Source organism: Aerococcus viridans, from assembly GCF_002871935.1.
In the GTDB taxonomy this organism is placed as follows: Bacteria; Bacillota; Bacilli; order Lactobacillales; family Aerococcaceae; genus Aerococcus; species Aerococcus viridans_B.
In genome coordinates this window covers 1-24,536 of record NZ_PNHQ01000017.1, presented here as the reverse complement: position 1 = coordinate 24,536, position 24,536 = coordinate 1, and the positions used below count along the sequence as shown (strand labels likewise).

The 24,536-nt window shown below is 37.6% G+C and carries 23 protein-coding genes and 1 other RNA gene; 6 read left to right on the top strand and 18 right to left on the bottom strand.

Annotation, left to right across the window (positions count from 1 at the left end):
* Positions 1–38: 38 nt before the first annotated feature.
* From CJ191_RS07150 to CJ191_RS07140, 3 genes are read left to right on the top strand one after another with little or no spacing between them, the layout of a single operon-like run.
* Entirely contained in the window at positions 39–1,115 is a 1,077-nt protein-coding gene (locus CJ191_RS07150; protein WP_102199394.1) for a TRAP transporter substrate-binding protein, read from the top strand.
* Positions 1,112–1,603, top strand: coding sequence for a TRAP transporter small permease (locus CJ191_RS07145; RefSeq protein WP_102199393.1), 492 nt, complete (start codon positions 1,112–1,114; stop codon positions 1,601–1,603). The genes CJ191_RS07150 and CJ191_RS07145 overlap by 4 nt, the downstream gene beginning before the upstream one ends.
* Position 1,604: 1 nt before the next feature.
* Positions 1,605–2,909, top strand: coding sequence for a TRAP transporter large permease (locus CJ191_RS07140; RefSeq protein ID WP_102199392.1), 1,305 nt, complete (start codon positions 1,605–1,607; stop codon positions 2,907–2,909).
* Between the two features lie 183 nt (positions 2,910–3,092).
* On the opposite strand, the gene CJ191_RS07135 is transcribed toward CJ191_RS07140, so the two are convergent.
* Both CJ191_RS07135 and CJ191_RS07130 read right to left on the bottom strand, forming a co-directional pair.
* The gene (locus CJ191_RS07135; RefSeq protein WP_102199391.1) at positions 3,093–4,700 is read right to left on the bottom strand and encodes a hypothetical protein; all 1,608 of its coding nucleotides are present in this window, start codon (positions 4,698–4,700) and stop codon (positions 3,093–3,095) included.
* A gap of 68 nt (positions 4,701–4,768) precedes the next feature.
* Entirely contained in the window at positions 4,769–5,986 is a 1,218-nt protein-coding gene (locus CJ191_RS07130) for a DNA cytosine methyltransferase (RefSeq protein ID WP_102199390.1), read from the bottom strand.
* A gap of 281 nt (positions 5,987–6,267) precedes the next feature.
* Between CJ191_RS07130 and CJ191_RS07125 the strand changes: the two genes are divergently transcribed.
* Positions 6,268–6,969, top strand: a complete 702-nt coding sequence (locus CJ191_RS07125) for a GAP family protein (RefSeq protein ID WP_102199389.1) — start codon at positions 6,268–6,270, stop codon at positions 6,967–6,969.
* Positions 6,970–7,032: 63 nt separating this feature from the next.
* Here CJ191_RS07125 and ffs read toward each other — a convergent pair.
* The 11 genes from ffs to tadA form a co-directional block, all read right to left on the bottom strand.
* Positions 7,033–7,132, bottom strand: an RNA gene (gene ffs / locus CJ191_RS07120) — signal recognition particle sRNA small type.
* 603 nt (positions 7,133–7,735) lie between these two features.
* The gene (locus tag CJ191_RS07115) at positions 7,736–8,371 is read right to left on the bottom strand and encodes a V-type ATP synthase subunit D (protein WP_070467311.1); all 636 of its coding nucleotides are present in this window, start codon (positions 8,369–8,371) and stop codon (positions 7,736–7,738) included.
* A gap of 6 nt (positions 8,372–8,377) precedes the next feature.
* Positions 8,378–9,760 carry a V-type ATP synthase subunit B gene (locus CJ191_RS07110; RefSeq protein WP_070467309.1) on the bottom strand — a complete coding sequence of 461 codons (1,383 nt, stop codon included), beginning with the start codon at positions 9,758–9,760 and terminating at the stop codon, positions 8,378–8,380.
* The gene (locus CJ191_RS07105; RefSeq protein WP_070467308.1) at positions 9,760–11,535 is read right to left on the bottom strand and encodes a V-type ATP synthase subunit A; all 1,776 of its coding nucleotides are present in this window, start codon (positions 11,533–11,535) and stop codon (positions 9,760–9,762) included. Before CJ191_RS07105 ends, CJ191_RS07110 begins: the two co-directional genes overlap by 1 nt.
* A 53-nt stretch (positions 11,536–11,588) precedes the next feature.
* A complete protein-coding gene (locus tag CJ191_RS07100; protein WP_070467306.1) occupies positions 11,589–11,900 on the bottom strand; it encodes a V-type ATP synthase subunit F in 312 nt (103 codons plus the stop codon).
* The gene (locus CJ191_RS07095) at positions 11,890–12,891 is read right to left on the bottom strand and encodes a V-type ATPase subunit (RefSeq protein WP_070467304.1); all 1,002 of its coding nucleotides are present in this window, start codon (positions 12,889–12,891) and stop codon (positions 11,890–11,892) included. Before CJ191_RS07095 ends, CJ191_RS07100 begins: the two co-directional genes overlap by 11 nt.
* 18 nt (positions 12,892–12,909) lie before the next feature.
* Positions 12,910–13,479, bottom strand: a complete 570-nt coding sequence (locus CJ191_RS07090) for a V-type ATP synthase subunit E (RefSeq protein ID WP_070467303.1) — start codon at positions 13,477–13,479, stop codon at positions 12,910–12,912.
* A 43-nt stretch (positions 13,480–13,522) separates the two neighbouring features.
* Positions 13,523–14,002 (bottom strand): V-type ATP synthase subunit K, encoded by a 480-nt coding sequence (locus tag CJ191_RS07085; protein ID WP_070467301.1) that lies wholly within the window; start codon positions 14,000–14,002, stop codon positions 13,523–13,525.
* A 32-nt stretch (positions 14,003–14,034) separates the two neighbouring features.
* Entirely contained in the window at positions 14,035–15,990 is a 1,956-nt protein-coding gene (locus CJ191_RS07080) for a V-type ATP synthase subunit I (RefSeq protein WP_070467299.1), read from the bottom strand.
* Positions 15,977–16,303 (bottom strand): hypothetical protein, encoded by a 327-nt coding sequence (locus CJ191_RS07075; protein WP_246819015.1) that lies wholly within the window; start codon positions 16,301–16,303, stop codon positions 15,977–15,979. The genes CJ191_RS07080 and CJ191_RS07075 overlap by 14 nt, the downstream gene beginning before the upstream one ends.
* A 118-nt stretch (positions 16,304–16,421) precedes the next feature.
* On the bottom strand, positions 16,422–16,949 hold the full coding sequence (gene tadA / locus CJ191_RS07070) for a tRNA adenosine(34) deaminase TadA (RefSeq protein ID WP_070467295.1): 528 nt from the start codon (positions 16,947–16,949) through the stop codon (positions 16,422–16,424).
* 262 nt (positions 16,950–17,211) lie between these two features.
* Between tadA and treP the strand changes: the two genes are divergently transcribed.
* Both treP and treC read left to right on the top strand, forming a co-directional pair.
* Positions 17,212–18,714 (top strand): PTS system trehalose-specific EIIBC component, encoded by a 1,503-nt coding sequence (gene treP, locus CJ191_RS07065; RefSeq protein WP_070467292.1) that lies wholly within the window; start codon positions 17,212–17,214, stop codon positions 18,712–18,714.
* A gap of 79 nt (positions 18,715–18,793) precedes the next feature.
* Positions 18,794–20,464 carry an alpha,alpha-phosphotrehalase gene (treC, locus tag CJ191_RS07060; protein ID WP_102199388.1) on the top strand — a complete coding sequence of 557 codons (1,671 nt, stop codon included), beginning with the start codon at positions 18,794–18,796 and terminating at the stop codon, positions 20,462–20,464.
* A 124-nt stretch (positions 20,465–20,588) separates the two neighbouring features.
* Here treC and CJ191_RS07055 read toward each other — a convergent pair whose 3' ends face one another.
* The 5 genes from CJ191_RS07055 to CJ191_RS07035 form a co-directional block, all read right to left on the bottom strand.
* On the bottom strand, positions 20,589–20,846 hold the full coding sequence (locus CJ191_RS07055; protein WP_102199387.1) for a hypothetical protein: 258 nt from the start codon (positions 20,844–20,846) through the stop codon (positions 20,589–20,591).
* Positions 20,836–21,438 (bottom strand): hypothetical protein, encoded by a 603-nt coding sequence (locus CJ191_RS07050; protein WP_070467286.1) that lies wholly within the window; start codon positions 21,436–21,438, stop codon positions 20,836–20,838. Before CJ191_RS07050 ends, CJ191_RS07055 begins: the two co-directional genes overlap by 11 nt.
* 158 nt (positions 21,439–21,596) lie before the next feature.
* Positions 21,597–22,313, bottom strand: a complete 717-nt coding sequence (gene treR / locus CJ191_RS07045; protein WP_070467313.1) for a trehalose operon repressor — start codon at positions 22,311–22,313, stop codon at positions 21,597–21,599.
* 51 nt (positions 22,314–22,364) lie between these two features.
* The gene (locus CJ191_RS07040) at positions 22,365–23,360 is read right to left on the bottom strand and encodes a nucleoside hydrolase (RefSeq protein WP_070467285.1); all 996 of its coding nucleotides are present in this window, start codon (positions 23,358–23,360) and stop codon (positions 22,365–22,367) included.
* Between the two features lie 104 nt (positions 23,361–23,464).
* Positions 23,465–24,316, bottom strand: coding sequence for a prephenate dehydratase (locus CJ191_RS07035; protein ID WP_070467283.1), 852 nt, complete (start codon positions 24,314–24,316; stop codon positions 23,465–23,467).
* Between the last annotated feature and the right edge of the window lie 220 nt (positions 24,317–24,536).

Genomic DNA, 24,536 nt, shown 5'->3' with positions numbered 1-24,536 from the left:
ATAGTGCAATATATTATATAAAAGAAGGAGCGTTTTTTATGGCAAATTATGCAAAAAAAGCCAATAAAGGTTTATTGGCTTTGTTCGCTATCATTATACTCATTGCTGGCGGCTTATTTTTGTTTTCTAGACAAAGAAATGTAACCGCTTCAGGTGCTGACAAGCAAATTATCCGACTAGCGCATAATCAATCTTCAGACCATCCTACCCATATTGGGATGTTAGCCTTTGAAGAATTTATTGAAAGTAAGTATGGTGATAAGTACGACGTACAAATATATCCAAGTGAATTATTGGGTACACAAACAAATTTAGTACAATTAACGCAAACAGGTGCCATTGAAGTCACCGTTGCAAGTAACTCTATTTTAGAGACATTTAACACCGACTTCCAAATTTTTAACCTACCTTACCTGTTCGAATCCCCAGAGGCTTACCATGCAGCCATGGATGATCCAGAAATTGTTGCGTCGATTTTTAATGGCACAATAGAGTCAGGTTTTGTGACCAAGGCCTGGTTAGATGCGGGTACGCGTAATTTCTATGTAAAAGATACGCCGATTGATGAAGTATCTGACTTAGCTGGGAAGAAAATTCGGGTGCAACAATCACCTACTAACGTATCCATGATGAACTTACTTGGTGGGTCAGCGACACCAATGGGCTTTGGTGATGTTTATACCGCTATCCAATCAGGTGTGATTGACGGGGCTGAAAATAATGAGTTAGCCTTAACAGAAAATGGTCATGGTGATGTTGTAAAAAATTACTCTTACACCATGCACCAAATGATTCCTGATGAAGTGATTGTTTCAACACGTTTTCTAGAGGCTTTACCAGAAAGTGAACAGGCTACTTTTGATGAGGCCTTTAAAATAATGGAAGAAACCCAACATCAAGCTTGGGAAGAGAAAGTAGCAGAAGCGCGCGATCGTGCTGAAAATGATATGAATGTTGTCTTTAATTATCCTGATATCGAACCATTTAAAGAAGCTGTCTTACCACTACATGACGCTATGTTAGAGGCTTATCCAGAATTACAAGACACCTATAATAAGATTCAAGAGAAAAATGAAAACTATACAAATAATACTAGGGAAGGAGATGCCTCATGAAACAATTGAGAAACATCATCGATAAGGCCATGCGGTCACTTTGTGCTGTAGCCATGGCCGCTTTAACTTTATTAGTGATTTGGCAAGTATTTACCCGGTATATTCTCAACCATCCAAGTACTTGGTCTGAAGAATTGGCTGCTTATATGTTTGCTTGGGTAACCGTATTTGGGGCAGCTTATGTTTTTGGTAAAAGAGAGCATATGAATATCCCTGTAATTGTTGAACGCTTTTCTTCTGTACATCAAAATAGTCTACAAATTTTAGCTGAAATATTGAATTTAATTTTCGCTTTAACTGTTATGGTATACGGTGGTTTTGAAATCACGAAATTAACAATGGGACAATTATCTTCTTCACTCCCCCTACAAATGGGTTACTTCTATATGTGTATTCCGATTTCCGGTATATTCATTGCCTTATACAGTGTCTTAAATATTAAAGACCTGATTGATGCACGTAAAAATATTGTAGAAGAGGAGGATTAATATGGCCGTACAATCACTTATTATCATGATCGTGCTCCTAGCCTTATTACTAATTCTAGGCGCACCTATTGCAGTTTCAATCGCTATTGCAGCAGTTGGGGCTATTCTTCCAACTGTACCGTTAGATATTACGTTAATTACAGGTGCCCAACGTATCTTTTCTGGGACCTCATCCTTTACGCTAGTTGCCATCCCTTTCTTCGTTCTAGCAGGAAATATTATGAACCAAGGGGGAATTGCCAAACGGTTAGTTCATTTTGTTCAAGCAATTGTTGGTAAGATTCCAGGCTCACTATTATTAACCAATATTGGCGCAAATGCTTTATTTGGGGCAATTTCTGGTTCAGCAGCAGCTGCTGCTGCCGCAGTTGGTGGCATGGTGAAAGAAGGGGAAGAGGAAGCTGGCTATGATATGGACTTAGCAGCTGCTACTAATGGTGCTTCAGCCCCATCTGGACTACTCATTCCACCTTCAAACGCTTTAATTACCTATTCATTAGTATCAGGTGGTACTTCAGTTGCAGCCTTATTTGTTGCAGGTTATATTCCAGGAATTATCTGGATGGTTGCTTGTATGGTTGTTGCCTTAGTATTATCAAAACGAAAAGGTTATACCGGTGAAACTGGTAAATTTGATTGGGGTCGCTTAGGTCGTGCAACAATAGATGCACTTCTGCCATTATCTCTGATCGTCATTGTAATCGGTGGGATTATTGCTGGGGTATTCACGGCTACTGAAGGTTCAGCAATCGCTGTTATCTACGCCTTGATCATTTCGGTATTTATCTATAAAACCATTACTTGGAAAGACTTATATAAAATTTTAGTCGATTCCGTTGAAACATCTGGTATGGTCGTGTTCTTAATTGGTGTGTCAAACATCCTATCATGGGTTATGGCCTTTACAGGTATCCCGCAAGCGATAGCTGGAAGCTTACTATCTTTAACTGATAGCCCATTATTCATCATGTTAATTATCAACATTATCCTATTAATCGCTGGTACCTTTATGGATGTGACACCTGCCATCTTAATTTTTACACCTATCTTCTTACCAATTGCAGAATCATTTGGTATCTCACCCGTCCATTTCGGGATTATACTAACTTACAATCTATGTATTGGTAACATCACACCACCAGTTGGTAACACCTTATTCGTTGCTATCCGAGTTGGTCGTTCAACATTAGCGAAAGTGATGCCATACATTTTAGGTTACTATTCAGCCATTCTAGCCGGCTTACTACTGGTAACTTATATTCCGGCCTTCTCAATGTGGCTACCAACATTAGCAGGATTAATTTAAACTTTTAAATAAACATGTAGCATCATTTATTATGAGAAACGGGTAACTCCGCTTCATCATCACGCATTTAAATAGTGATGGTAAGCACGGGGATTATCCGTTTTTTTTGATCTTTCTTATTTGGTATACAAAAGACCGTAAGCTTCAAATTCATCTAACTTGAAGCCTACGGTCTTTTTAATTTTATAATTGACTATCCTTATTATTAACATTACTTACCCACCCAATAGCATCCTTTGGAGGTTTATTTTCATCTATCCATATAAATTCAAAATAGATAATTTCTGGATTCTTTTCGTATTTTGATAAACGAACTGCATTAATGCCTAATTCATTTAAACGTTTATCTGTTAATGGTTCATATTCATCTAATTGAAATACTTCTCTTAAAATCCACTCACCAAGAATACCTTGATTAGCTATCGATTGAATACTTTTCCCGTTATCTTGATTAATATAGGCTTCAATTTGATTACCACTCGGTAGAAATTCCAAAGTAAAAGTTCTCTCTTCCTTTGGCAATGCTAATGTACTAGAATTACCTTTAAAAGTTCCGATAGAAGGACCAAAGAAATCAGGATGTTCTTGATGAAAAGTTTTTGAATTTGGAATTGGAATATACATCTCACTTACTGGACGGTATACCATTGAAAAGATATCTTTTTTAAGCTCTTCGTTATTTAGATGAATAACCAAGTCTCTTAATTCAGACCGTTTCTTTTTCATTTCGGCCTTTTCATTTGCCGTTTTATGGTCTGACAATAGAATAAATTCTAGCGTCTGGCGAATAAAATTCAATTCAGTTATAGGGATGTTACCTTGGAATTTTTGAATAAGTTTTTTAATTCTACGTTCTCTATAGTTATCTTGCTTACTCATTTTTGATCCGCCATCAAAAGCGTTATAACCAGAGCTCTCTTCTACTTTACCTTCTACATTTGGAATCATCCATGAGAAAGATTCAATCGGTTGAACATCAACTTCCTCTTCGAATGCGTACATATGGAGATTTTGAAAGAATTTAAAAGCATTATCTACATACTCGATATCCCAAGAATCTACAACTATATCACGATTATTGAAACTCATCAGTAGCTGAGAGTCTGCACTCGTGTATTTATAAACATGTTTACCGTCCGTAAATTTGAAATTTTGTGGCTTTGCCATAGGATCCAATATTTGAATATTCTCTATATCGATTGGCGTATAATCTGTTTCACCAACATATATTTTAGGAGGGGTACCTTTTTTAGTTGGCATAAGTACATGATAGATCATCTCAATATCCTCAGATTCTCCATCAAAACCTTTGGCTAGAGCTTTAGATGAGGCTATACGATCATTACGCACCTCTGCAATTTTTCGAGCTAATGCTAAATAGTGTTCCTTATAATTATTTTGATCTACTTCAGTATCGCTCTCGTCTTGAGGTAAATATTTTAAATTAGCTATTGCTCGATTAATAAATCTATCCCAATTATCCTCGCGACTAATTGCCTTAAACTGGGCAATCTTTTGATCTCCTGAAGCGATACCAAAAGACTTAATACCTATTAGAAATTTTTGACCATCAGATAATTCTATTGAGGCATCAAAACTAGTATTTGCAATATCCTCAGCAACTGCATTGAAGGCTTTCTGAAAAGCCGTTTCTTGAAATTTAGAATTTACTATCGGTGCTACTGCCTCTTCATCACTAGCTTTTTGTGAAAAAGCTTCACTCAAACTAGCAAAATTTGTCATCAACAATCTATAATTTTCCTTATCTCTATCGTTCAACAATTCCCACATATTTGTCTCCTCATAAGGTAAAAGTATTCATCAAAATTTAATTACAAAATATAACCTAGTTAGTAGTATTACTCATAACTATAGAAAACCATATCTTTATTTTTTTGAACTTGATGTAAATAGTCATTGTGACCTAAAAACTCAATTTCATTTTCTTCAGCAAATTTTTCTAATTCTTCTAAACTATCCACAGTTTTGATTAATTCTGATTGTCCCCAAAAACGCCCCTTCATACTTGTAAACATAATTGAATAAATGCCTTCTTGATTCACTGTAGACTCAGTCATATTCTGTGCTTGCGTTAATGCTGAATCAATATTATGTGCAATTCTTTCAATTACAGGGACTACAACACTGTTCCCCGCTTGTTTATATAGTTGTCCGTTTGATATTTCGGGTAATTTGAATGTTTCTGGAAATCCTTGAACATTAAATGTTTCCTTAGGTGTTAACTTTCTAATTCGTCCGTCATCAGTTAATATCAAAGGTACATTATGTCCACCAGTGCCCATATTTGCAGTCAATGTTGGCACAACACCTGATTTATTTTCTCTAACATACTGTCTTCGCCATTGATAGACAGTATCTTGGGAAACAATTTTTGGTGCTAATTTATCCCAAAAAGGAGTCTTCTCTTCAGAGTAGTAATAACGCTCTTCTGCTTCTAAACCAAAATCTATAACAGAATCTAATCCTCGCTCCAGTTCTATCTTTTCTGGAAATTCATAATAATCATAAGCAGCTTTTGATTTAAATCCAACCACATAGATACGTTCTCTATTTTGAGGAACATTCCCATAATCTTTGCCGTTCAATACCTTCCACTTAATATTGTAACCACTCATCACAAGGGCTTCACGTATGACTTTAAATGTATTACCATGATCATGTGATACCATATTTTTTACATTTTCAATCATTATAGCTTTTGGTTGTTTATCTTTTATTACTTTTAACAACTCAAAAAATAAATCACCACGTTCATCTTCAAATCCTTTTCGATATCCCGCAATTGAAAAAGCTTGGCAAGGAAAACCTCCTACTACAACATCCGCTTTCGGAATATCTTCCAAGTTTTCGGTTACATCGTGTATATCTCGATTATCAAAATTTACATTTGGATAATTTTCTTTATAAGTAATTGTTGCATTTTTATCAAATTCATTAGCGTACACCACTCTGAACTTGCCAGTATTTTCAAAGCCTAGCTCAATTCCTCCTACACCAGAGAAAAAAGCGTCAATTGTCCACTTACTCCGCGCTGAAGAACTTACAGAATTTGCCATGTAGCTCACCCATTTCTATATAAGATGTTTTAATTATAGCACATACGTTCGATTAAAGTAGGATTATTCTCTACTTAATGAATATAAGGGTTCTATGTTAAATAGAAACTTTATATTTAGTAAGTTTTAAATCTATTAAGTACCTTGCTAATCTATAATTATTTTGATAAGATAGCGACAAATTCACAACTATCGTCGGATAGATATGCTTGAGTAGATAGCCTCTTCACTATGAAGGTGTGCTGCTTAGCTATCTATCCGGCTTTTTTAAGGAGGAAATGATGTTTACAGTTATAACAACTACCTTAATTGCAGGTCTGATTGATGGCCTAAACCCTATCTCTCTCACCCAGCAATTCATCCTACAGTCCAAAATTAAATCTCCTTATCATATTTTAGCTTTTATATTTGCCAATAGTTTTGTTAATTTTATTTTTGGTTTAATCTTTTATTTTGGCTTTTCCAATTGGATTATGCTGGCTTTTAACTGGATTAACCATCAATTTCCAACCTTTTGGCCCATTACAAGTTTGTTGATGGGTGCCTTTATTATCACTTATTTGATTTACAAATATAGGGTAAAAGATAAAGTCGAGGCAGATCAAGTTGACCAAGCTGATTATCATCACATCAAAAATCCTGATGACAACCACCTATCTCCTATATCTTTATTCATGATAGGTGCTGCTACATGTGTGGCCGAGTTATCTTCTGCTGCGCCTTACCTAGCTTTACTCGGTTACTTTGCAACAAGTGCGATTACGGGTTTACAAGCAACCATCTTACTAGCGTTTTATTCGTTTATCTTGTATGTTCTACCCTTATACGGCTTATTCTTCATGTCACTTTTCTTTAACAGCAAGCTGACAACCATTTATTCAAGAGTGGCACAATGGCTAGACTTCGCCACAGCTTATATTTTGCCCTTAGTATTCGCTTTAATTGCCCTTGTCTTACTATGGTATGGATTCAATAATCTTTAAAAGAAATCAAAAAAAACGCCAAGCATGAAAGTTCACACTTGGCGTTTTGGCTTCTAGCCATTTAAATGTATACTAACTTACAGCACAGGATAGACAATGCTTAGAGCTGCTTGGTTCCCCATCTGACCCGGTTCACATCTCTACCCTTGCCGCAAGGCCTTTCGGCAAATTTAATTATACCATTTTTAAGGAAGCTTTGTAAAGGACTTCTTCCCTAATATTAAACTCAAACATCCACCCATCACATGTGGTATACTTTGACAAGCAAACATAACCGTACCTTGGACAAGAACTAATGAAATCGACATTACAACATAGGAAGCTGATGACTAGTAGAACGGTCATCGGCTTTTTTGCTGTATAGAAAAGAGACCAAACCAATTGTTTTAATTGATTTGGTCTCTCACTTTGAAAATTATTGCGAATGATAAGTAAGTGCAAATCGAAAGCTGCGTATGGTTACAATTAGACTGGCTAACGTTGCAAACATAGCACCTCAAGCTCCTAGTCGGGTTCGCTCACACCCTTAGTCGGGTTCAAGCCTCCAGGGAGGACTGCGTTTTAGATTAGCTTGCAGATGACTGTGTCATCTTCACCGCTAATCTTCCAACGTTTCCTTTCTTAGCGTCGACTCTCACATCCTGTGAAGTTGAGCTCGAGTCTCCAGAAAGGACTGCGTTTCAGATTAGCTTGCAGATGACTGTGTCATCTTCACCGCTAATCTTCCAACGTTTCCTTTCTTAGCGTCGACTCTCACATCCTATTATTAACCCATGTCTTTTACTTTAATCATACGCGTAATGGATGCCCGTTCGTTTTCATCTAGTTTCATTTGAATATACTTGATGGTTTCTTGAATATTTGGAATCATCCGGTATTCTAACGCATTTACTCGACGTCTTGTAGATTCAATTTCTGTTGCCATTAATTGACATGTTTTTTCAATTTCACTCAATTTTAATAGCTTAGGCATGACCTCATTCAAGACTTCAATGGCATCATCTAATTCACTAGACGTATTTAAGTAACCATATTTGACTTCGTTGTCATTATTTTCATTGTCATCATCGTATGAGAATGACATTTTAGGTACGTCAACACTCATGATATTTTTACGGACAATTTCTAAGTTGACTTGTTTTGTTGGTAAGGCAACAATCTCTTCCATAAAGGCATCATTCATGGATGATGATGCTAATACGAAGTTACTTAATGCACCAGACAATTCTTCCTCAACCTCATTACGCAAACTGTTATTTTCTTTGATTAATTCAATAAATTGACGCATGAGTTCGTCTTGTTTATCTTTTAGTAAGTCGTAACCGTTTTGGGCAACCTTTAAACGAGCTTTTAATGTGCTCAGTTCCATCCTTGTCGGTTTGACATTTAGCGCATTTGCCATTTAAGATCACTCTCCTTCAGTTGAAGGCATGTATGTATCAATTAAATCATCTTTAATACGCGTTAATTCTGTACGAGGTAAAATAGCAAGCAATTCCCAAGCTAGGTCTAAGGTTTCTTTAATTGTACGGTTGTACTCGAATCCTTGGTCAACATATTTCTCTTCAAATGCTGTAGTAAAGGCTACATATTTCTTGTCTGTTTCAGATAAAGCTGATTCACCCAATACTTGAGAAAGCTCTTTCGCTTGCTTACCTTTTGCATAAGCGGCAAATAATTGGTTCATTGTCGCTGCATGGTCTTTACGTGTTTTACCTTCACCCGTACCTTTATCTTTTAGACGAGAAAGTGATGGCAATACGTTGATTGGTGGTTCAATACCACGTGCATCAAGATCACGATCTAGGATAATCTGACCTTCCGTAATATAACCTGTCAAGTCAGGAATTGGATGCGTAATGTCATCTTCTGGCATTGTCAAGATTGGTATTTGGGTTACTGAACCTTTAGAACCTTTGATACGACCTGCACGTTCATATAGTGTAGACAAGTTTGTATATAAGTAACCTGGATAACCACGACGTCCTGGCACTTCACGGCGAGCTGCGGATACTTCACGTAAAGCTTCACAGTAGTTGGTCATATCTGTCATAATGACCAATACTTGCATGTCTTTTTCGTATGCTAAGTATTCTGCTGCTGTCAAAGCAATTTTTGGTGTTGCTAAACGCTCAATTGAAGGGTCATCTGCTAAGTTGATAAACAATACAGAACGGTCGATGGCACCTGTTTCACGGAATGATTCCATGAAGTATTCAGCTTCTTCAAAGGTAACACCCATCGCTGCAAAGACAACAGCAAATTGGTCGTCATCCCCTAAAACAGTTGCTTGACGGGCAATTTGCGCTGCAAGCTCTTTATGTGGTAAACCTGAACCTGAGAATACAGGTAGTTTTTGACCACGTACTAATGTGTTTAGGTGATCAATCGTTGAAATACCCGTTTGAATAAATTCATCTGGATAGTCACGCGCCATAGGGTTGATCGCTTGACCGTTGATATCGCGACTTTCATCAGCAATAATTTCTGGCCCATCGTCATTGATATTACCTAATCCGTCAAACACACGCCCAATCATATCTTCAGAAACACCGAATTCTAATGGGTGTCCTTGGAAGCGGACTTTAGTGTCTTGTAGGTTAATACCCGAACCACCACCATAGATTTGTACAACTGCACGACTTTCTTCAACTTGTAACACTTGTCCGAGACGTTTTTCACCGGTTTGTAATTGTACTTCTACTAATTCATCAAAACTAATCCCCTCAACATCATCTACAATCATTAAGGGACCATAAACGTCGGAGATAGATTTATACTCTTTCAACATTATGCGTAGCTACCTCCTTTCAAAATCTCTTTCATAGCTGCTTTAATTTCATCGTTGATTGCATCAATACGGTCTAATTGATCTTCTGGGATAAATTTAGAACGCACGATACTTTCGCGTAAATCGATAGTATTATCCGCAATTTCTTGATAGTATGCACCATTTTCCATGATTTGTCGTGCTTCTTTATCAAAGGTTAAAATGTTCGCTAACATTTTCTCTTGTTTCTTCGCTGATGTTGTGGTGTCAACGTCATCAAAGGCATTTTGTTGTAGGTAACCTTCACGAATCATCGCTGCGATTAATAATGTCATTTTATCTTTTTCAGATAAAGCATCTACACCAACCAATTGGACAACTTCCTGTAAACTTTCTTCTTCAGTTAGGATGTTCATCGCTTTTTGAACCCATTGTCCCCATTCAACGCCTAATTCTGCTGCTACGCCCTTGTAGATTTCTGAATCATATAAAGAGTATGAGTTTAGCCAGTTAATGGCTGGGAAATGACGTTGGCGAGATAGATTTGCATCTAGCGACCAGAATACTTTTACAACACGTAATGTATTTTGTGTTACTGGTTCTGATGTATCCCCACCTGGAGGTGAAACGGCACCAACCGCTGTAACTGAACCAGTGCGTCCTTCACTACCTAAAGTACGGACAATACCTGCACGTTCATAGTATTCAGCAATACGAGAACCTAAGTAAGCTGGGTAACCTTCGTCACCAGGCATCTCTTCAAGACGACCAGACATTTCACGAAGTGCCTCGGCCCAACGAGAAGTTGAATCGGCCATAATGGCTACTGAATAACCCATATCACGGAAATATTCAGCAATTGTGATACCTGTATAAACAGATGCTTCACGAGCCGCTACAGGCATGTTTGACGTGTTTGCAATTAATACCGTACGTTCCATGATAGATTCACCAGTTTTAGGGTCAACAAGTTCAGGGAACTCATTAATTACGTCCGTCATCTCATTACCACGTTCACCACAACCAACATAAATTACGATATCAACATCTGCATATTTAGCAATTTGGTGTTGTACAACTGTCTTACCTGCACCGAATGGCCCTGGGACTGCAGCCGCTCCACCCTTAGAAATTGGGAAGAAGGTATCGATAACACGTTGACCCGTTGTCATAATTTTATTTGGTGTGTATTTTTCTGCAAAAGGACGACCTTGACGAACTGGCCATTTTTGCATCATTGTAAATGATTTTTCACCTTGTTCAGTTTCTAAAACATACACATTATCATTTAATGTGTAGTCACCTTCTTGAATAGATTTGACTGTACCTGATACACCGACTGGTACCATGATGCGGTGTTCAATTACTGGACCTTCTTGAACAGTACCCACAACGTCACCGCTAGTTACTTGTGTACCTACTTCAACAGTTGGGGTAAAATGCCAAACAGCTGAACGATCTAAAGCTGCGATTTGAACACCACGTTCTAAGTAATTTGATTCAGTTTCATCAATAAATTCTTGTAATGGACGCTGAATACCATCAAACATTTTAGTTAACATACCAGGTCCAAGCTCAACTGATAATGGTTGACCAGTTGTTTTTACTACTTGTCCAGGTTCAAGACCAGAAGTTTCCTCGTATACCTGAATAGAAGCCACATCTCCGTGCATTTCAAGGATTTCCCCTGTTAATTGTAGTTCGCCTACTAAACAAATATCACGAACAGCTGCATCTTCCATACCACTTGCTTTAATTAGTGGACCGGAAACTTCAATGATTTTTCCGTCTTTCAAAACTGTTCCTCCCTCTTCTTTACTATGATTTTTTAAATGAATATGTTGAGTGATTATAAAATATTTTGACCAACCGCTTTTTCAACATTGTCATTTACACGAGATTTTCCAATACCTAAGCTACCTTTATGAGAAGGAATCAAAATAATTGATGGGGTAACTTGTGTATCGTAAAAGGCAATGGTATCTGGTATTTGTTGTGCGATTGTTTCTGTCATATAAATGACGCCATAGTGATCATCTGCCATCTTCCGGATAGTCTCTCTAGCTTGTTGGCCTGAAATAACCGGATAAGCATCAAATCCAATAAGTTGAAAAGGAACAACGACGTCTTTTTCACCGACTACTCCGATTTTATAAGCCATAAATAGGTCGCATCCTTTCTTCAACATTTTTTTGATCTAGGTCATATTTCTTCGCGTTTAAAATTAATCTTAAATTCGCTACTTCGTTCTCTTTAAAATAAATATATGCCAATACAGGCATTGGTCCAAATGGTACCCAAGCTGCCTGACGAATTTCTTCGGCTTCAATTTTTTTAATTCTTTTGTCTAATTGCACCACATCAATTGGATCATTTGCACTAATACGGTCATTTAGTTTACCTGCAAATGGTAGGCTAGCAAATTTATCCAAGATACGGTTATAGTCCTTACTAGTAGCTAGATTGACTAATTCTACTTCTTCAAAAGTGCCATCATCAGATAAAACTGCTTCTAAGAACCCACGAGAACGACCTTGCTTCATACCACGAACAACCATAGATAAATTTTCCAAATCAATCATCATCAAGAGTGTGTTCGCCATGTCTTGATTATCTGAATTATCTGCAATATCTCTTAAATGACCTAAATATGATTGGTCCAATAGAATCGATATGCCATCTAGGTCATGGTATTCTTCGTAATAATCACGTGCGTACTGAACACCGGCTTTCATCACTTCCGGGAACTGGTTGCCTTCACCGGTTTGCATTAAAGTCCGTAAAGCTTCAATAGAAAATCGACCGATATTGATATACATATGTGAAAAGTCACGTTCGGTATGCCACTCTTTAAATAATACCTTCAAATTATGATAACTGTATCGCAAAGCGAATACGTCTATCACTTCATCTACAGGTGTTTCTTCATATAATCCAGCATACATTTCACGTAAATCACGTGTTAAGAACCCTTCAAAATCGTGTGTTTCCTCAACGTTTTCTGGGATATGATAGTTCGTTTTACGTAGGGCAGCAAATACTTCTTCAAGGGAGTTGGCACGTAAAAGTGCGTCATAGTCTTCTTTTGCTAGTAAACTACTTTCTTTTACACGAATGGTTGTATCCAGTTGTGCATATGTAGTATTTGGCATTGCTGTTACTCCCCTTTCTTAGAATGCTTGTTTCACTAATTTAGGTGCTAAAGTCTTTTTCTTTTGGTCAATGATAGACTCGAAAGTAAAGTTATAGTCCACTTCTTCATTACTTAAAACAAAACCAGAACGTTTGGGAATAAAGGTTTTAGCCAACTTAATAGGTTGATTTAAGGCGTTCACTTGATCCGCATCAAATTGATGTTGACTGAGTTCACCCACTGTTAAGGTTAAATTTTTAGTATCCGCTACTTGGTTTAAAGCACCTTTAATAAAGCTAGTAAATTCTTCACTAGACAACTGTTGTAGTTCAACAATTGCTTGAGTGTATACTTTTTCAAGTAAAGCTTGTTTAGCCTGTAATTTATCATTACGTAAAGCATTTAAGTAGCTTTGTTTTTGTGTCTGCAATCTTCTTGCTTCATCATTTTCAATCAGTTGCTTTTCAGCGTCAACTTGTTCATCATTGTGTGCTTTAGCTTTGTTGATTTCTTCATTCATTTCAGCTTCAAAAGCAGCTAGAGCAGCTTTTTCTTCATTTTCAGCATTCGCCAGCACTTGATTTACTAAAGTTTCAATATCTGCCATTCGACTACTCCTCCTTCTTTTGGTTTTTCTACTTGCTTAGTGATTAACCAACAGAAAGTACTAATAATAGAGAAATAACGAATGCTAAGATTGCGTAAGTTTCAACCATGATAGAGTAGATGATCGCGTTAGATACGTTTTCAGGACGTTTGGCTAAGATTTGAATACCTGCTGTTGCAGTGTGCCCTTGCCAACGTGCAGAAATTAAACCTACTAAACCAATAGGAATACCTGCTACGAAGTATTGGAATCCTTGAGTTAAGTCTAATCCTGCACCTAATTGTAAGTAAATCATAATACCAATAACGAAACCGTATAAACCTTGTGTACCTGGTAATAGTTGTAAGATTAACGTTTGTGCAAATTTTTCTGGTTGATCTTTAACTAAGGCAGCTGCAGCCGCACCGGTTTCACCAACACCACGAGCAGAACCCATACCAGAGAATATAACTGCTACTGCGATTCCGGCCATAGCAAAAATTGGGCCGCCGTTTTCCACAAAAAATTCAATCCATGTATTCATTATTTAAAAACCTCCATTTTTTTGTCTTCTAATTAATTTTCTTCTACATCTTTAAGAGAAACAAATTCCTGTAGTGTACGGATCGGTTTAAACGCCTGACCGCCACCTTCATAAAACTTACCAAAGAACTCAACGAATACTAAACGCATACTATGCACGTAAGCAGATAGTAATGATAAGAACATGTTAAATAATTGTAAGGCAATAATCATTAAAATACCCGCTGTAAAACGAACCGGTACTGGCAAGATAGTGAACAAGATATTAAAGGACATGGCGATAGCGCCCCCTGAGATACCTAAGGCCATTAGACGAGTATAGGATACGAAGTCCCCAACATATGAAGATACACCGTATAAATTATACAAACCAACGACTCCACCAACTGCCTTATTATTACTCGTGAACATAGGCACCAAGATGATACCTGCAGCTGCTACGATAGCTAACCATTTAGCGACTGTAATCAGACTACCTATACTGAAAACAAAACCAGCAATACCGATAGCCAGCGCAATGAGTAATGCTAACCAACCAACACCATCATTATAGGCTGCTGCATAGTCTTTTCGACTAAGCTGTAATCTGATATTTAAGCACAAACCGACAAAAATATGTATATAACCAATAGCTAATGAAATCACCATTAAAACTAGGGCATCATCAGTTGGATTGATCAGGTTAAATGGTAAAGATTCACCAAATATAGACCCATAAGCTAAACCAATCAACATTGTTGGATACGATAAGATGTGTCCAAATTTCACAAATCGTTTGGTGCCTTTACGTAAGTCCATTACCTTTAAAGCAAATAGTGTACCAATCCAAAGTAATAAACCATAACCGAAGTCCCCCATCATCATAGCGAAGAATAACATGTAGAAACCGGCTACCCAGTTGGTTGGATCCTTCTCTCTATAGTTTGGTAATGAATACATTTCAGTAATCATTTCAAATGGTTCTACTATAGAAGCGTTATGCAGCTTAATTGGTACTTCGTCTTCTTTCACTTCTTGCTCAGTAGTTTCTTCTAAAATAAGCGCTAATGCGTCTGCATCAAAGTTTTCTTCTAGAACTGCTTGCAAGTTTTCAACTTGCGATTCTTCAACCCAGCCACTAAATAAGGATAATTGTTGGTTATCATATGAAAGCTGTGCTGCATTTGCACGTTGACTGCGGTTAAAAAATTCTTCAACTGCCAGCTGGATAGTCGCTTTTGATCCTTGCATGTCTTTTAAGTCTTTCACAACAGCTTCCTCATCTTTAATCAGTTGCTTACGCTCTTTTTCTAATGATTGGAAGGTTTCTTCAGGTGTTTGTTCGTAATTAAATTCCACTTCACTAAAGTAGTTTTCTAGAAGACTAGCTTGCAAGTTATCGTTATGCCCTGGTAAAGCAACAATTGCTACACCAATTTCATTTTCATTTGCAAAAACTTCTTCAACTGCTACATTTTCCAAGGCTTTTAACTGCTGCCAGTGGTAGCGATTTTCGTCGTTTGGAATTGTCCCTAAACGAACATCGAATAAGTTTAATTCTTTAAGTGTCTTAGGTTCGACATCTAAGGCCCGCCATTTGGCAATGGTCGTTTGTTCATCTTCCACACGTTGACGTTGGTCCTGTATGTCGTTACGCTTTTGTTTTAAGCCTTCGACTTGTTCAATCAATTCTAAAGCTTTTGCTTCATCTACAGATCGATGTAATTCATCCATAGTCATTTGTGGTCGTTTGGCGGTGATTTTATCTTTTAAGGATACCTTTTGTTGGTATTGACTTAGATAATTTAGTACTTCTCGTCCACGTTCATAAATGACTTGGTAATCTCGATCATTTTGGTAGTTATTATTGAAGGTAAAGTCTTGGCCGGTTACCTTTAAAGAAAGATCACTAACTTGTATATTTTGCATCGTTTGTAAGGTATATAACAATTGTTCTTTATTATTTGGTGCCGTTACAATCGATACTTTTTGCATCTTAGCGATTGCCATAGCTATTTTTCACCTCCTCAATTACAAGTGAGACTAAAGTTGGCAAAGCGCTTTGAAATTGATGCTCAATTTCCTGAATCTCTTGATCATTCTTCGCTTTTTCTTCAGATCTGTAAGCTTGTAAAACTTTTTCATTTTCGGCACGCCTTGCATTTTTGTAGTCTTTCAAGATGGCTTCTTTTTCAGACGCCATTTGATTTAATTTGCGATTTTTGTCTTCTAATAAACTTTCTCGCTTATTTGCATATTGATCACTTAATGCTTGCGTCGCTTTTTCTGTATCGACTATTTGTGCTAACGTTTTGCTGGACACCACATTCACCCCCTAAAAGTGTTATAACAAGTTAATTATAACAAAGAAACCGCTTTTTTTAAAATCTAAACGCTAAATAAATTGCCTAATAACCGCATGCATATTTTTGCTATATAAATCAGTTTTCGGGTTTTGGTTTGCGACTTGCATTTTTGCGTTTCTTGCGTAAATCAATAAAAAACTCCTGTAAAAGTGCTTTACATTCCTCAAGCAACATACCGCCAGTTACTTCAACTTGATGATTAAATCTTGAATCATCAAGTAAGTTCATTAAAGTACCTGCTGTACCACCTTTGTTATCATAAGCACCAAAATAAACATGTTTGATACGGCTTTGCATCATCGCTCCCGAGCACATAGGACAAGGTTCTAACGTTACATACAAATCTGCATCAGCTAATCTCCAAGAGCCTAGGTGCCTATTTGCTTCTTGAATGGCCAACATTTCTGCGTGCGTTGTAGCATCTTGGCTTGTCTCCCGTAGATTATGACCACGACCTATAATTTCACCCTGATAGACGACCACAGCACCTATAGGCACTTCGCCAATAGCTGCCGCTTTCTTAGCCTCAGCAATTGCTGCCTGCATAAAAGTGAACTGTTCCTTTGAAAACTCATTAATTCCTGACGCTATTTCATCTGACATCCTACACCTCTTTCACTTCTAAAATCCCTTACAATTATACCATTACCAAGGCTTACAACCAATGTCTAACATCTTCAGACCCCTATGCATGATAACTTTCTTCCTATTAACTATAGCGTATAAAAAAATTTTATTTTGAGCGTTTTAACTTGATTTGAAATCGCTATCATTATATAATTCTTCATATAGAAACTTGTATAGACAAGTTTGTTATTATTGCTTTTATTTCACCATAAGTTTTTACACTAGAGGAGGAAGAACAATGAGTGATTTCACACAAGATGCCAAATCTTTATTAAATGATATCGGCGGAAAGGAAAATATCAACGCTGTTACCCATTGTGCAACACGGATGCGTTTTGTACTAAATGACCCTAAACAAGCAGATATCGATGCAATTGAAGATATCCCTTCTGTTAAAGGAACATTTACACAATCAGGTCAATTTCAGGTAATTATCGGAAATAAAGTAGCCGATTTTTACAATGCATTTGAAAAAATTTCAGGTATTTCTGGTACGTCAAAAGAGGCTGTAAAAGCAGCGGCTGCCGACCAGCAACAAAATTGGCTACAAAAAGCAATGACTTTCTTAGCTGAAGTATTCACACCGATTATTCCAGCGATTATCGTTGGGGGGCTTATTTTAGGTTTCCGTAATGTACTTGAAGGTGTGCCTATGGAGGCCTTGGGTCCAAAAATTGTTGATGGGGTTGCACAAACCCTGGGTGATGGTACACCACAATATAATACAATTGTTGACGTTTCACCTTTCTGGGCCGGCGTTAATAGTTTCCTCTGGTTACCAGGTGAAGCGATTTTCCACTTCTTACCAGTTGGCATTACATGGTCTGTAACCCGTAAAATGGGTACTACACAAATTCTTGGTATCGTATTAGGGATTACGCTAGTTTCACCACAATTATTAAATGCTTACGCTGCACCAGATGCTATCTTAGCTGGTGATGTACCACAATGGGACTTTGGTTTCTTCCAATTAGATATGATTGGTTACCAAGCACAAGTATTACCAGCCATGTTCGCAGGTTTATCCTTGGCTTGGCTTGAAAAATTCTGGCGTAAATATATCCCAGAAGTGATTTCTATGATTTTTGTCCCTTTCCTATCACTAGTACCTGCAATTATTTTGGCGCACACAGTGTTAGGTCCAATCGGATGGACAATTGGTACATGGATTGGTAACGTCGTCTACGCAGGTTTAACTGGACCAGTTTCTTGGTTGTTTGGTTTAATCTTTGGTGCGCTATACTCACCACTTGTCATTACAGGTTTACACCACATGACCAACGCCATCGACACACAATTAGTTGCTGACTTTGGCGGAACAGGGTTATGGCCGATGATTGCCCTATCAAACATTGCCCAAGCTTCTGCCGTTATGGCTATTTGGTGGACAACCCGTCACGATGAGAAAGAAAGTCAAATCACCCTGCCATCAGCCATTTCAGCTTACTTAGGTGTAACTGAACCTGCAATGTTTGGGGTAACGATTAAATATGTCTATCCATTTGTTGCAGCGATGATCGGTTCAGGTTTAGCGGGATTACTATCTACAACAGTTGGTATAACAGCAAATGCCATTGGTGTCGGTGGTCTACCAGGTATCTTAGCCATTCAATTCCCATACTGGATTTGGTTCATTATCGCGATGTTAATCGCAATCGTCGTACCATTTACATTGACGATTATCTTTAAGAAAACTGGTTTCTTAGCAAACAATAAGATTGATTTGAATATCAAATTCTAGCATTAGCCAGATCGATTCAAGTTTCACGCTCGTCTTGGACACCCTAGGCGAGCTTTTTTCAAAAAAGGAGGAAGACAAGATGACAAATGATTTAGGAAAAAAAGTAATTTATCAAATTTATCCAAAATCTTTTAATGATACAGATGGCGATGGTTTGGGTGATCTTAGAGGCATCATTGAAAAATTAGATTATCTAGAAAAACTCGGTATCGATATGATTTGGATGAACCCATTCTACCCCTCACCACAAAATGATAATGGTTATGATATTTCAGATTACACGGCGATTGACCCTCGATTTGGATCTATGGCTGACTTTGAAGAGCTTGCTCGTGAAGGTAAAAAACGGGGTATCGACTTGATGTTGGATATGCCTTTAAACCACACCTCTACTGAACATGAATGGTTCCAAAAGGCCTTAGCCGGAGATCCCTATTACCAAGATTTCTACTATATTCGTCCTGCTAAAGAAGACGGGTCATTGCCAACTAATTGGGCATCTAAATTCGGTGGACCTGCTTGGGCGCCTTTTGGTGATACCAATCAATATTACATGCACCTATATGATGTGACGCAAGCCGATTTAAATTGGCATAACCCGAAAGTGCGTGAAGCCTTATTCGATATCGTCCGCTTTTGGATTGATAAAGGCGTTCGTGGTATTCGTTTTGACGTGATGAATGTCATAGGTAAAAGTGAGGTTCTCAAAGACTCAACTGGTGGTCCTGGTTCTACCCAAGAGAAACGTTTATATACTGATACTGAAAATTCGCATACTTGGATTCAAGAAATGGCCCAATCTACTTTTAATGATATTGAAGGCTTTGTCACAGTAGGTGAAATGTCTTCTACAACAATTGAAGACGGCGTTCGCTACACTAATCCAGAGGAAGAAAAATTATCCATGATCTTCTCCTTCCATCATTTAAAAGTTGACTATAAAGACGGTGAGAAATGGTCTAAAGTAGCCTTTGATTTCCAATCATTAAAGGATATTTTAAATGATTGGCAAAAAGGGATGTCAGATGGTAATGGTTGGAATGCACTATTTTGGAATAATCATGACCAACCGCGTGCCAACTCTCGCTTTGGTGATACAGAAAATTATCCTTTCGAAACGACAACCATGCTAGCCCAAACCATTCATATGATGCGGGGGACGCCGTATATCTTTGAAGGGGAAGAAATTGGTATGACAAATCCTGATTTTGATGATATCAATGACTACAATGATATTGAAACCTTCAATAACTACCAAATCTTACTAGATAAAGGCCTATCTAAAGAAGAGGCCATGGACATCATCAAGTTCAAATCACGTGATACTAGTCGTACGCCAATGCAATGGGATGATTCAGAAAATGCTGGTTTCACTACCGGTACACCATGGTTAAAAGTTGCCGACAATTATAAGGACATCAATGTTGCTAAGGAATTAGAGAACGGTAAAATATTCCCTTACTACCAAAAATTAATTGCCTTACGTCATAAACTACCTATCATCCAAGACGGTGCTTATCATGAATTACTACCCGACCACCCAGAAGTACTCGCTTACTACCGGACTTATGGTGACCAAATCTTGTATGTCTTCTCACACTTCTACCCAGGTACCAGTCAAGTTGACCTACCTGAAAGTGTTGATTTAACTCGTGACTATGAGAAATTATTGGGTAATGGACAAATAGAACAAATGACTGCCTCATTCGAGCTAGGCCCTTATGAAACAGTCGCATTCTTATCAAAATAATGTATGGATAAATAAAAGCAAAAATTATATAACGTAAAAATAACAGGTGAGTGGATCTACGACTCACCTGTTATTTGTATAACTTACGTAATATTTAATTCTACTAGGGATATCCCTTTAGTATCTAATGATGATCAACTTTATCTTTTCTATTTCTAGGTTTTGAAAATAACAGTGCAAGAATATAGTAAATGACAACTAATGTAATGAAATAAACCGGAAAATAGTCAAATTTAACTGGACCGATATATCCAGCAGGAAAAGCCATAGCGATAATAAGTTTAAACGTAAACCCTTGAAACATGATTTCATTGATTTGTAATACCACTCGTTCAATTGTATCAGCAATCTCACAACTTGACTTAGATAATTTAATTTTCATCCTCATCTATTTTAGTATCTGGTGCAGTCGTCACATCTTCCTCATCATAAGGAAAAGCGATAAAGCGACTAATATCTTCTTTAGTCATATCAGTATCCATTTCATTCATAACAGTGGTATAGACTTGTCCTTCAATATATATAAGTGCTGGTTGATCTTCTAGCTGGTAGTCTGTTAGCAATTTATTGTAGGCATCTGTATCTTCTGACGGATTTAGGATGTAAGTATAACCTTCACCCTCAGGATAAACGTCAGTAAGCTGGTCCCCTATCATGTCATAGGTTTCTAAAATTGTCCGTTCAATTTGATTATTCTCTTCATCAGAAGCACCGGGTACAAAGACGAAGAAACTATCTCCTGCTGCAATCTTTTCTTCAATCTCATTTATGGTAATGAATTCAATTTCTGTGTCATTGCCTTCCTCATCACTTGTAGAAAACGATTGACTACTTACTTGCTTATCGCTAGTGGAGATTTCTGAACGGTCATTGGCAGTAGATGTTGTATTGGTATCTTGTTCATTATTACTGGTATTCGCACACCCCGACACTAAAATACTAGCGATCAATAACATTGCGTATTTTTTCAACATGAAATCACTCCCTTATCTTTATTGTACCAATCAAAATATCATTTCCTTAGTCATATGTTAAAAAACAATAGCTAATCATAAAACAAAAAGTGCCCTCAACTTCACCATGTACGATTAATTGAGGGCACTTTTTAATGATTTACATGCAATCGCATTGATTAATGCGTAGTTCGTCTTGCAAATTCTTCAAATCTAAATTTATCAATACGGTGGTGGGAAGAAGTATATTGGAAGAAGGTAGCATCTTCTAAGTAAACATGACTATTCACTTGAATAATATATTCATCTGGCCCAATGCTCATTTCTTTTTGATCAATATCATCCGCCAGTTTAGCAACAATTTCTTTATTGGCGAAGGAGATCTGCAAGTTCAGTTCTTGTTCAAAGTATTGGTAAATAGATACTTCCGCTATAGCATCCGGTACACCGTCTGGAATAACAGATACACGAAGATAGTCATGGTCAATAATAACGGTTTCTCCCGCCATCTCACGCGAACGAATGAGATAGATAAAGGGTTCACCTGCCTCAACCCCATCTTCACCGACAAGAAAATCAGGTGCTGGAATCTGTTTATTCATTAGCACGCGAGTAGCAGTCTGAAACTGTTTTGACTCTTGCAGTTCCTTGTATGAAGTTAGACCAGATATCGGAAAAGAAAATCGAGCGAAGTCGAGCACAATTGCCCCTTTCCCTTGTTGTTTTTGGATAAATCCCGTATCCTCTAATCTTTTTTGCGCTTTACGAATGGTTTCGCGTGATACACCGTAATGCTTGGCCAAGTCATTTTCACTGGGCAGTAATCTTCCTACAGGGTAAAAACCTTGTAGGATTTTTTCTTGAATATCAGCGGAAATAAATTCAAACTTATATATTTCCCTCACCTACTTATCTAGCTTAATTTTGTGTGCCCTTTTTGTTCGTAATCAATTGAGCATCTCTAGGTATTGATCGTATTTATCTTCACCAAATAAAGTCGTGATAATATGCCCTTTATAGGCTTCAAGATCAATATCCATTGCGATATAGACATTCTTTGCCCTATCTGTTCGTTCATCAAAGTCAATGACCGTTTGCCCATATGTATATTCACCTTTAGTTTCAATAACCAAATTGGTATGGTAAACCTCAGTTAGGATCTCTGGGTGTAGATAACCAACAACTGCTACGAGGTCATGGATAACGATGCCAATTTTCCCCTTATTTTCAAATGAATTGAGGACATAATCATCGAACATCTCACGAATCATACCCCCTAATTTTCCACCAGCTTGACGGATGAATTCTAAGTCATTCATGTCGAGTAAGGATAGTCTGGTAACATCTAAACCAACCATCGTGATAGGCACACATTCACCCAGTGCCTCAAAGACGATATCTACTGAAACGGGGTCAAACCAGTAGTTAAATTCTGCAACTGGGTTGGTATTCCCATCAAAAGCAGCGCCACCCATAGTCATGATTGAACGGACTTGTTTCATGGTCTCCAAATCTTTTTCAACTGCTAAAGCGATATTCGTCAGTGGTCCTAATGTGATTAAATCAATTTCACCGGGATGTGCCTTCACTTGTTCCAAAATGAAATCCACAGCATGTTGGTCTTGAATCAGCGCTTCATCATAAGGAAAGTCAACGCCTCCCATTCCGTTTGATCCATGAATATTTCCAGTGGCATTCTCTCTTGGTGGTTTATCCTCTTTTAGAGAAGTATAATCATTATCTGCACCAGGATAAACTTTCACGCGACCATCAAAATAAGTAGATACACGAACGGCATTCGTGGTTGTCATCTCTAATCCTTTATTTCCAGCAACCGTCGTAAACCCTAAAATTTCCAAACTATCATCTGACAAAGCTGTCATTAAAGCGGCTGCATCATCAATTCCTGGGTCAGTATCGATAATTACCTTACGTTTGTCCATGAAAATTCCCCCTATATCTGAACGCTATATACAAGTGCATTGTATCATGTAAGCGGTTTAAAATATAATATTTTCTCCTTGAAAAAGGGAAAAACTTCATCGAGCTAACGGTTTTGTTTAAATTGCGCTACTACTTGAATATGCGTCGATAATGCTTTTAAGATCTTCTCTAACGCTTCTAAGTCACCAATCATATTACTTGGGTCTGCTTCAATAAAGAAACCATAACGGAAGGGTTTCATTGGAATTGGACGGGCATTTAACCCCTCCAAGTTAATGCGGTAAACATCTAACACTTGAAGTAATTTTGCTAAAGCACCTGGTTCGTGCGGTGTTTCAATATATAACATTAATTTATCATGGGTATTGGTCATATCAATTTGGTCGTAACGTTCAAATACTAAAAAGCGGGTCATATTACCAGATTCATCATACGCTGCTGGTTCTAAAGCTTGCAAGCCGTGTAATTCGCCTGCTCGCGGACTGGCAATTGCTGCGATAGTGGCGTCATTCTCCTGGACAATATATTCCGCTGAAACAGCGGTATCAATGTAAGCTACAGGATCCATATTAGGATAGCGGTCGAATAATAATTTACACTGTGACAGGGCTTCTGGATGAGAGTAAACCTTTTGAACCTTTTGAATATCAGCACCAGGCAAGCCCCATAGAACATGGTTGACCGGTTGGTAATGTTCATATTTTGCTAAAACGGGTTGGTAACGGATGATGTCCATTGTTCGAGCAATTAACCCTGTTGTCGAATTCTCAATTGGCATGACAATTCGGTCTACTCTTTCAGCCACTAAGTCATCTACCATCGGTTGGAAGTCGTCATAAGAAATAATTTCCAATCGTTCATCATCAATTTCTACATGCAATTGTTCATTTACAAAGGCAATTGTTGCTGCCTCACTATAAGCCCCCGGTATGCCTTGATAACCAATTCTCATCATTATTTCACCCTTCTTTTTAAAATCTCATATTCATAAGTTTACCAGTTTCAACGACTCATGTCATTCCAGGGAAAATAAAAAGGTTCTATGATAAATAGTGTTGGTGGGAAATTCTTAGGAATTTCCGCCAGCACTATTTTTGGGTATACAAAAAGGCCATGAAATCCTAAAATAAAGTAAATCACCACAATATACTTGAAAGAAGGAAAATTCATGACCT

Excerpts from the sequence above, each read along its gene's own strand:
- CJ191_RS07150 (WP_102199394.1), top strand. The coding sequence starts at position 39 with ATGGCAAATTATGCAAAAAAAGCCAATAAAGGTTTATTGGCTTTGTTC.
- CJ191_RS07145 (WP_102199393.1), top strand. The coding sequence starts at position 1,112 with ATGAAACAATTGAGAAACATCATCGATAAGGCCATGCGGTCACTTTGT.
- CJ191_RS07140 (WP_102199392.1), top strand. The coding sequence starts at position 1,605 with ATGGCCGTACAATCACTTATTATCATGATCGTGCTCCTAGCCTTATTA.
- CJ191_RS07135 (WP_102199391.1), bottom strand. The coding sequence starts at position 4,700 with ATGTGGGAATTGTTGAACGATAGAGATAAGGAAAATTATAGATTGTTG.
- CJ191_RS07130 (WP_102199390.1), bottom strand. The coding sequence starts at position 5,986 with ATGGCAAATTCTGTAAGTTCTTCAGCGCGGAGTAAGTGGACAATTGAC.
- CJ191_RS07125 (WP_102199389.1), top strand. The coding sequence starts at position 6,268 with ATGTTTACAGTTATAACAACTACCTTAATTGCAGGTCTGATTGATGGC.
- CJ191_RS07115 (WP_070467311.1), bottom strand. The coding sequence starts at position 8,371 with ATGGCAAATGCGCTAAATGTCAAACCGACAAGGATGGAACTGAGCACA.
- CJ191_RS07110 (WP_070467309.1), bottom strand. The coding sequence starts at position 9,760 with ATGTTGAAAGAGTATAAATCTATCTCCGACGTTTATGGTCCCTTAATG.
- CJ191_RS07100 (WP_070467306.1), bottom strand. The coding sequence starts at position 11,900 with ATGGCTTATAAAATCGGAGTAGTCGGTGAAAAAGACGTCGTTGTTCCT.
- CJ191_RS07095 (WP_070467304.1), bottom strand. The coding sequence starts at position 12,891 with ATGCCAAATACTACATATGCACAACTGGATACAACCATTCGTGTAAAA.
- CJ191_RS07090 (WP_070467303.1), bottom strand. The coding sequence starts at position 13,479 with ATGGCAGATATTGAAACTTTAGTAAATCAAGTGCTGGCGAATGCTGAA.
- CJ191_RS07085 (WP_070467301.1), bottom strand. The coding sequence starts at position 14,002 with ATGAATACATGGATTGAATTTTTTGTGGAAAACGGCGGCCCAATTTTT.
- CJ191_RS07080 (WP_070467299.1), bottom strand. The coding sequence starts at position 15,990 with ATGGCAATCGCTAAGATGCAAAAAGTATCGATTGTAACGGCACCAAAT.
- tadA (WP_070467295.1), bottom strand. The coding sequence starts at position 16,949 with ATGTCAGATGAAATAGCGTCAGGAATTAATGAGTTTTCAAAGGAACAG.
- treP (WP_070467292.1), top strand. The coding sequence starts at position 17,212 with ATGAGTGATTTCACACAAGATGCCAAATCTTTATTAAATGATATCGGC.
- treC (WP_102199388.1), top strand. The coding sequence starts at position 18,794 with ATGACAAATGATTTAGGAAAAAAAGTAATTTATCAAATTTATCCAAAA.
- CJ191_RS07055 (WP_102199387.1), bottom strand. The coding sequence starts at position 20,846 with ATGAAAATTAAATTATCTAAGTCAAGTTGTGAGATTGCTGATACAATT.
- CJ191_RS07050 (WP_070467286.1), bottom strand. The coding sequence starts at position 21,438 with ATGTTGAAAAAATACGCAATGTTATTGATCGCTAGTATTTTAGTGTCG.
- CJ191_RS07040 (WP_070467285.1), bottom strand. The coding sequence starts at position 23,360 with ATGGACAAACGTAAGGTAATTATCGATACTGACCCAGGAATTGATGAT.
- CJ191_RS07035 (WP_070467283.1), bottom strand. The coding sequence starts at position 24,316 with ATGATGAGAATTGGTTATCAAGGCATACCGGGGGCTTATAGTGAGGCA.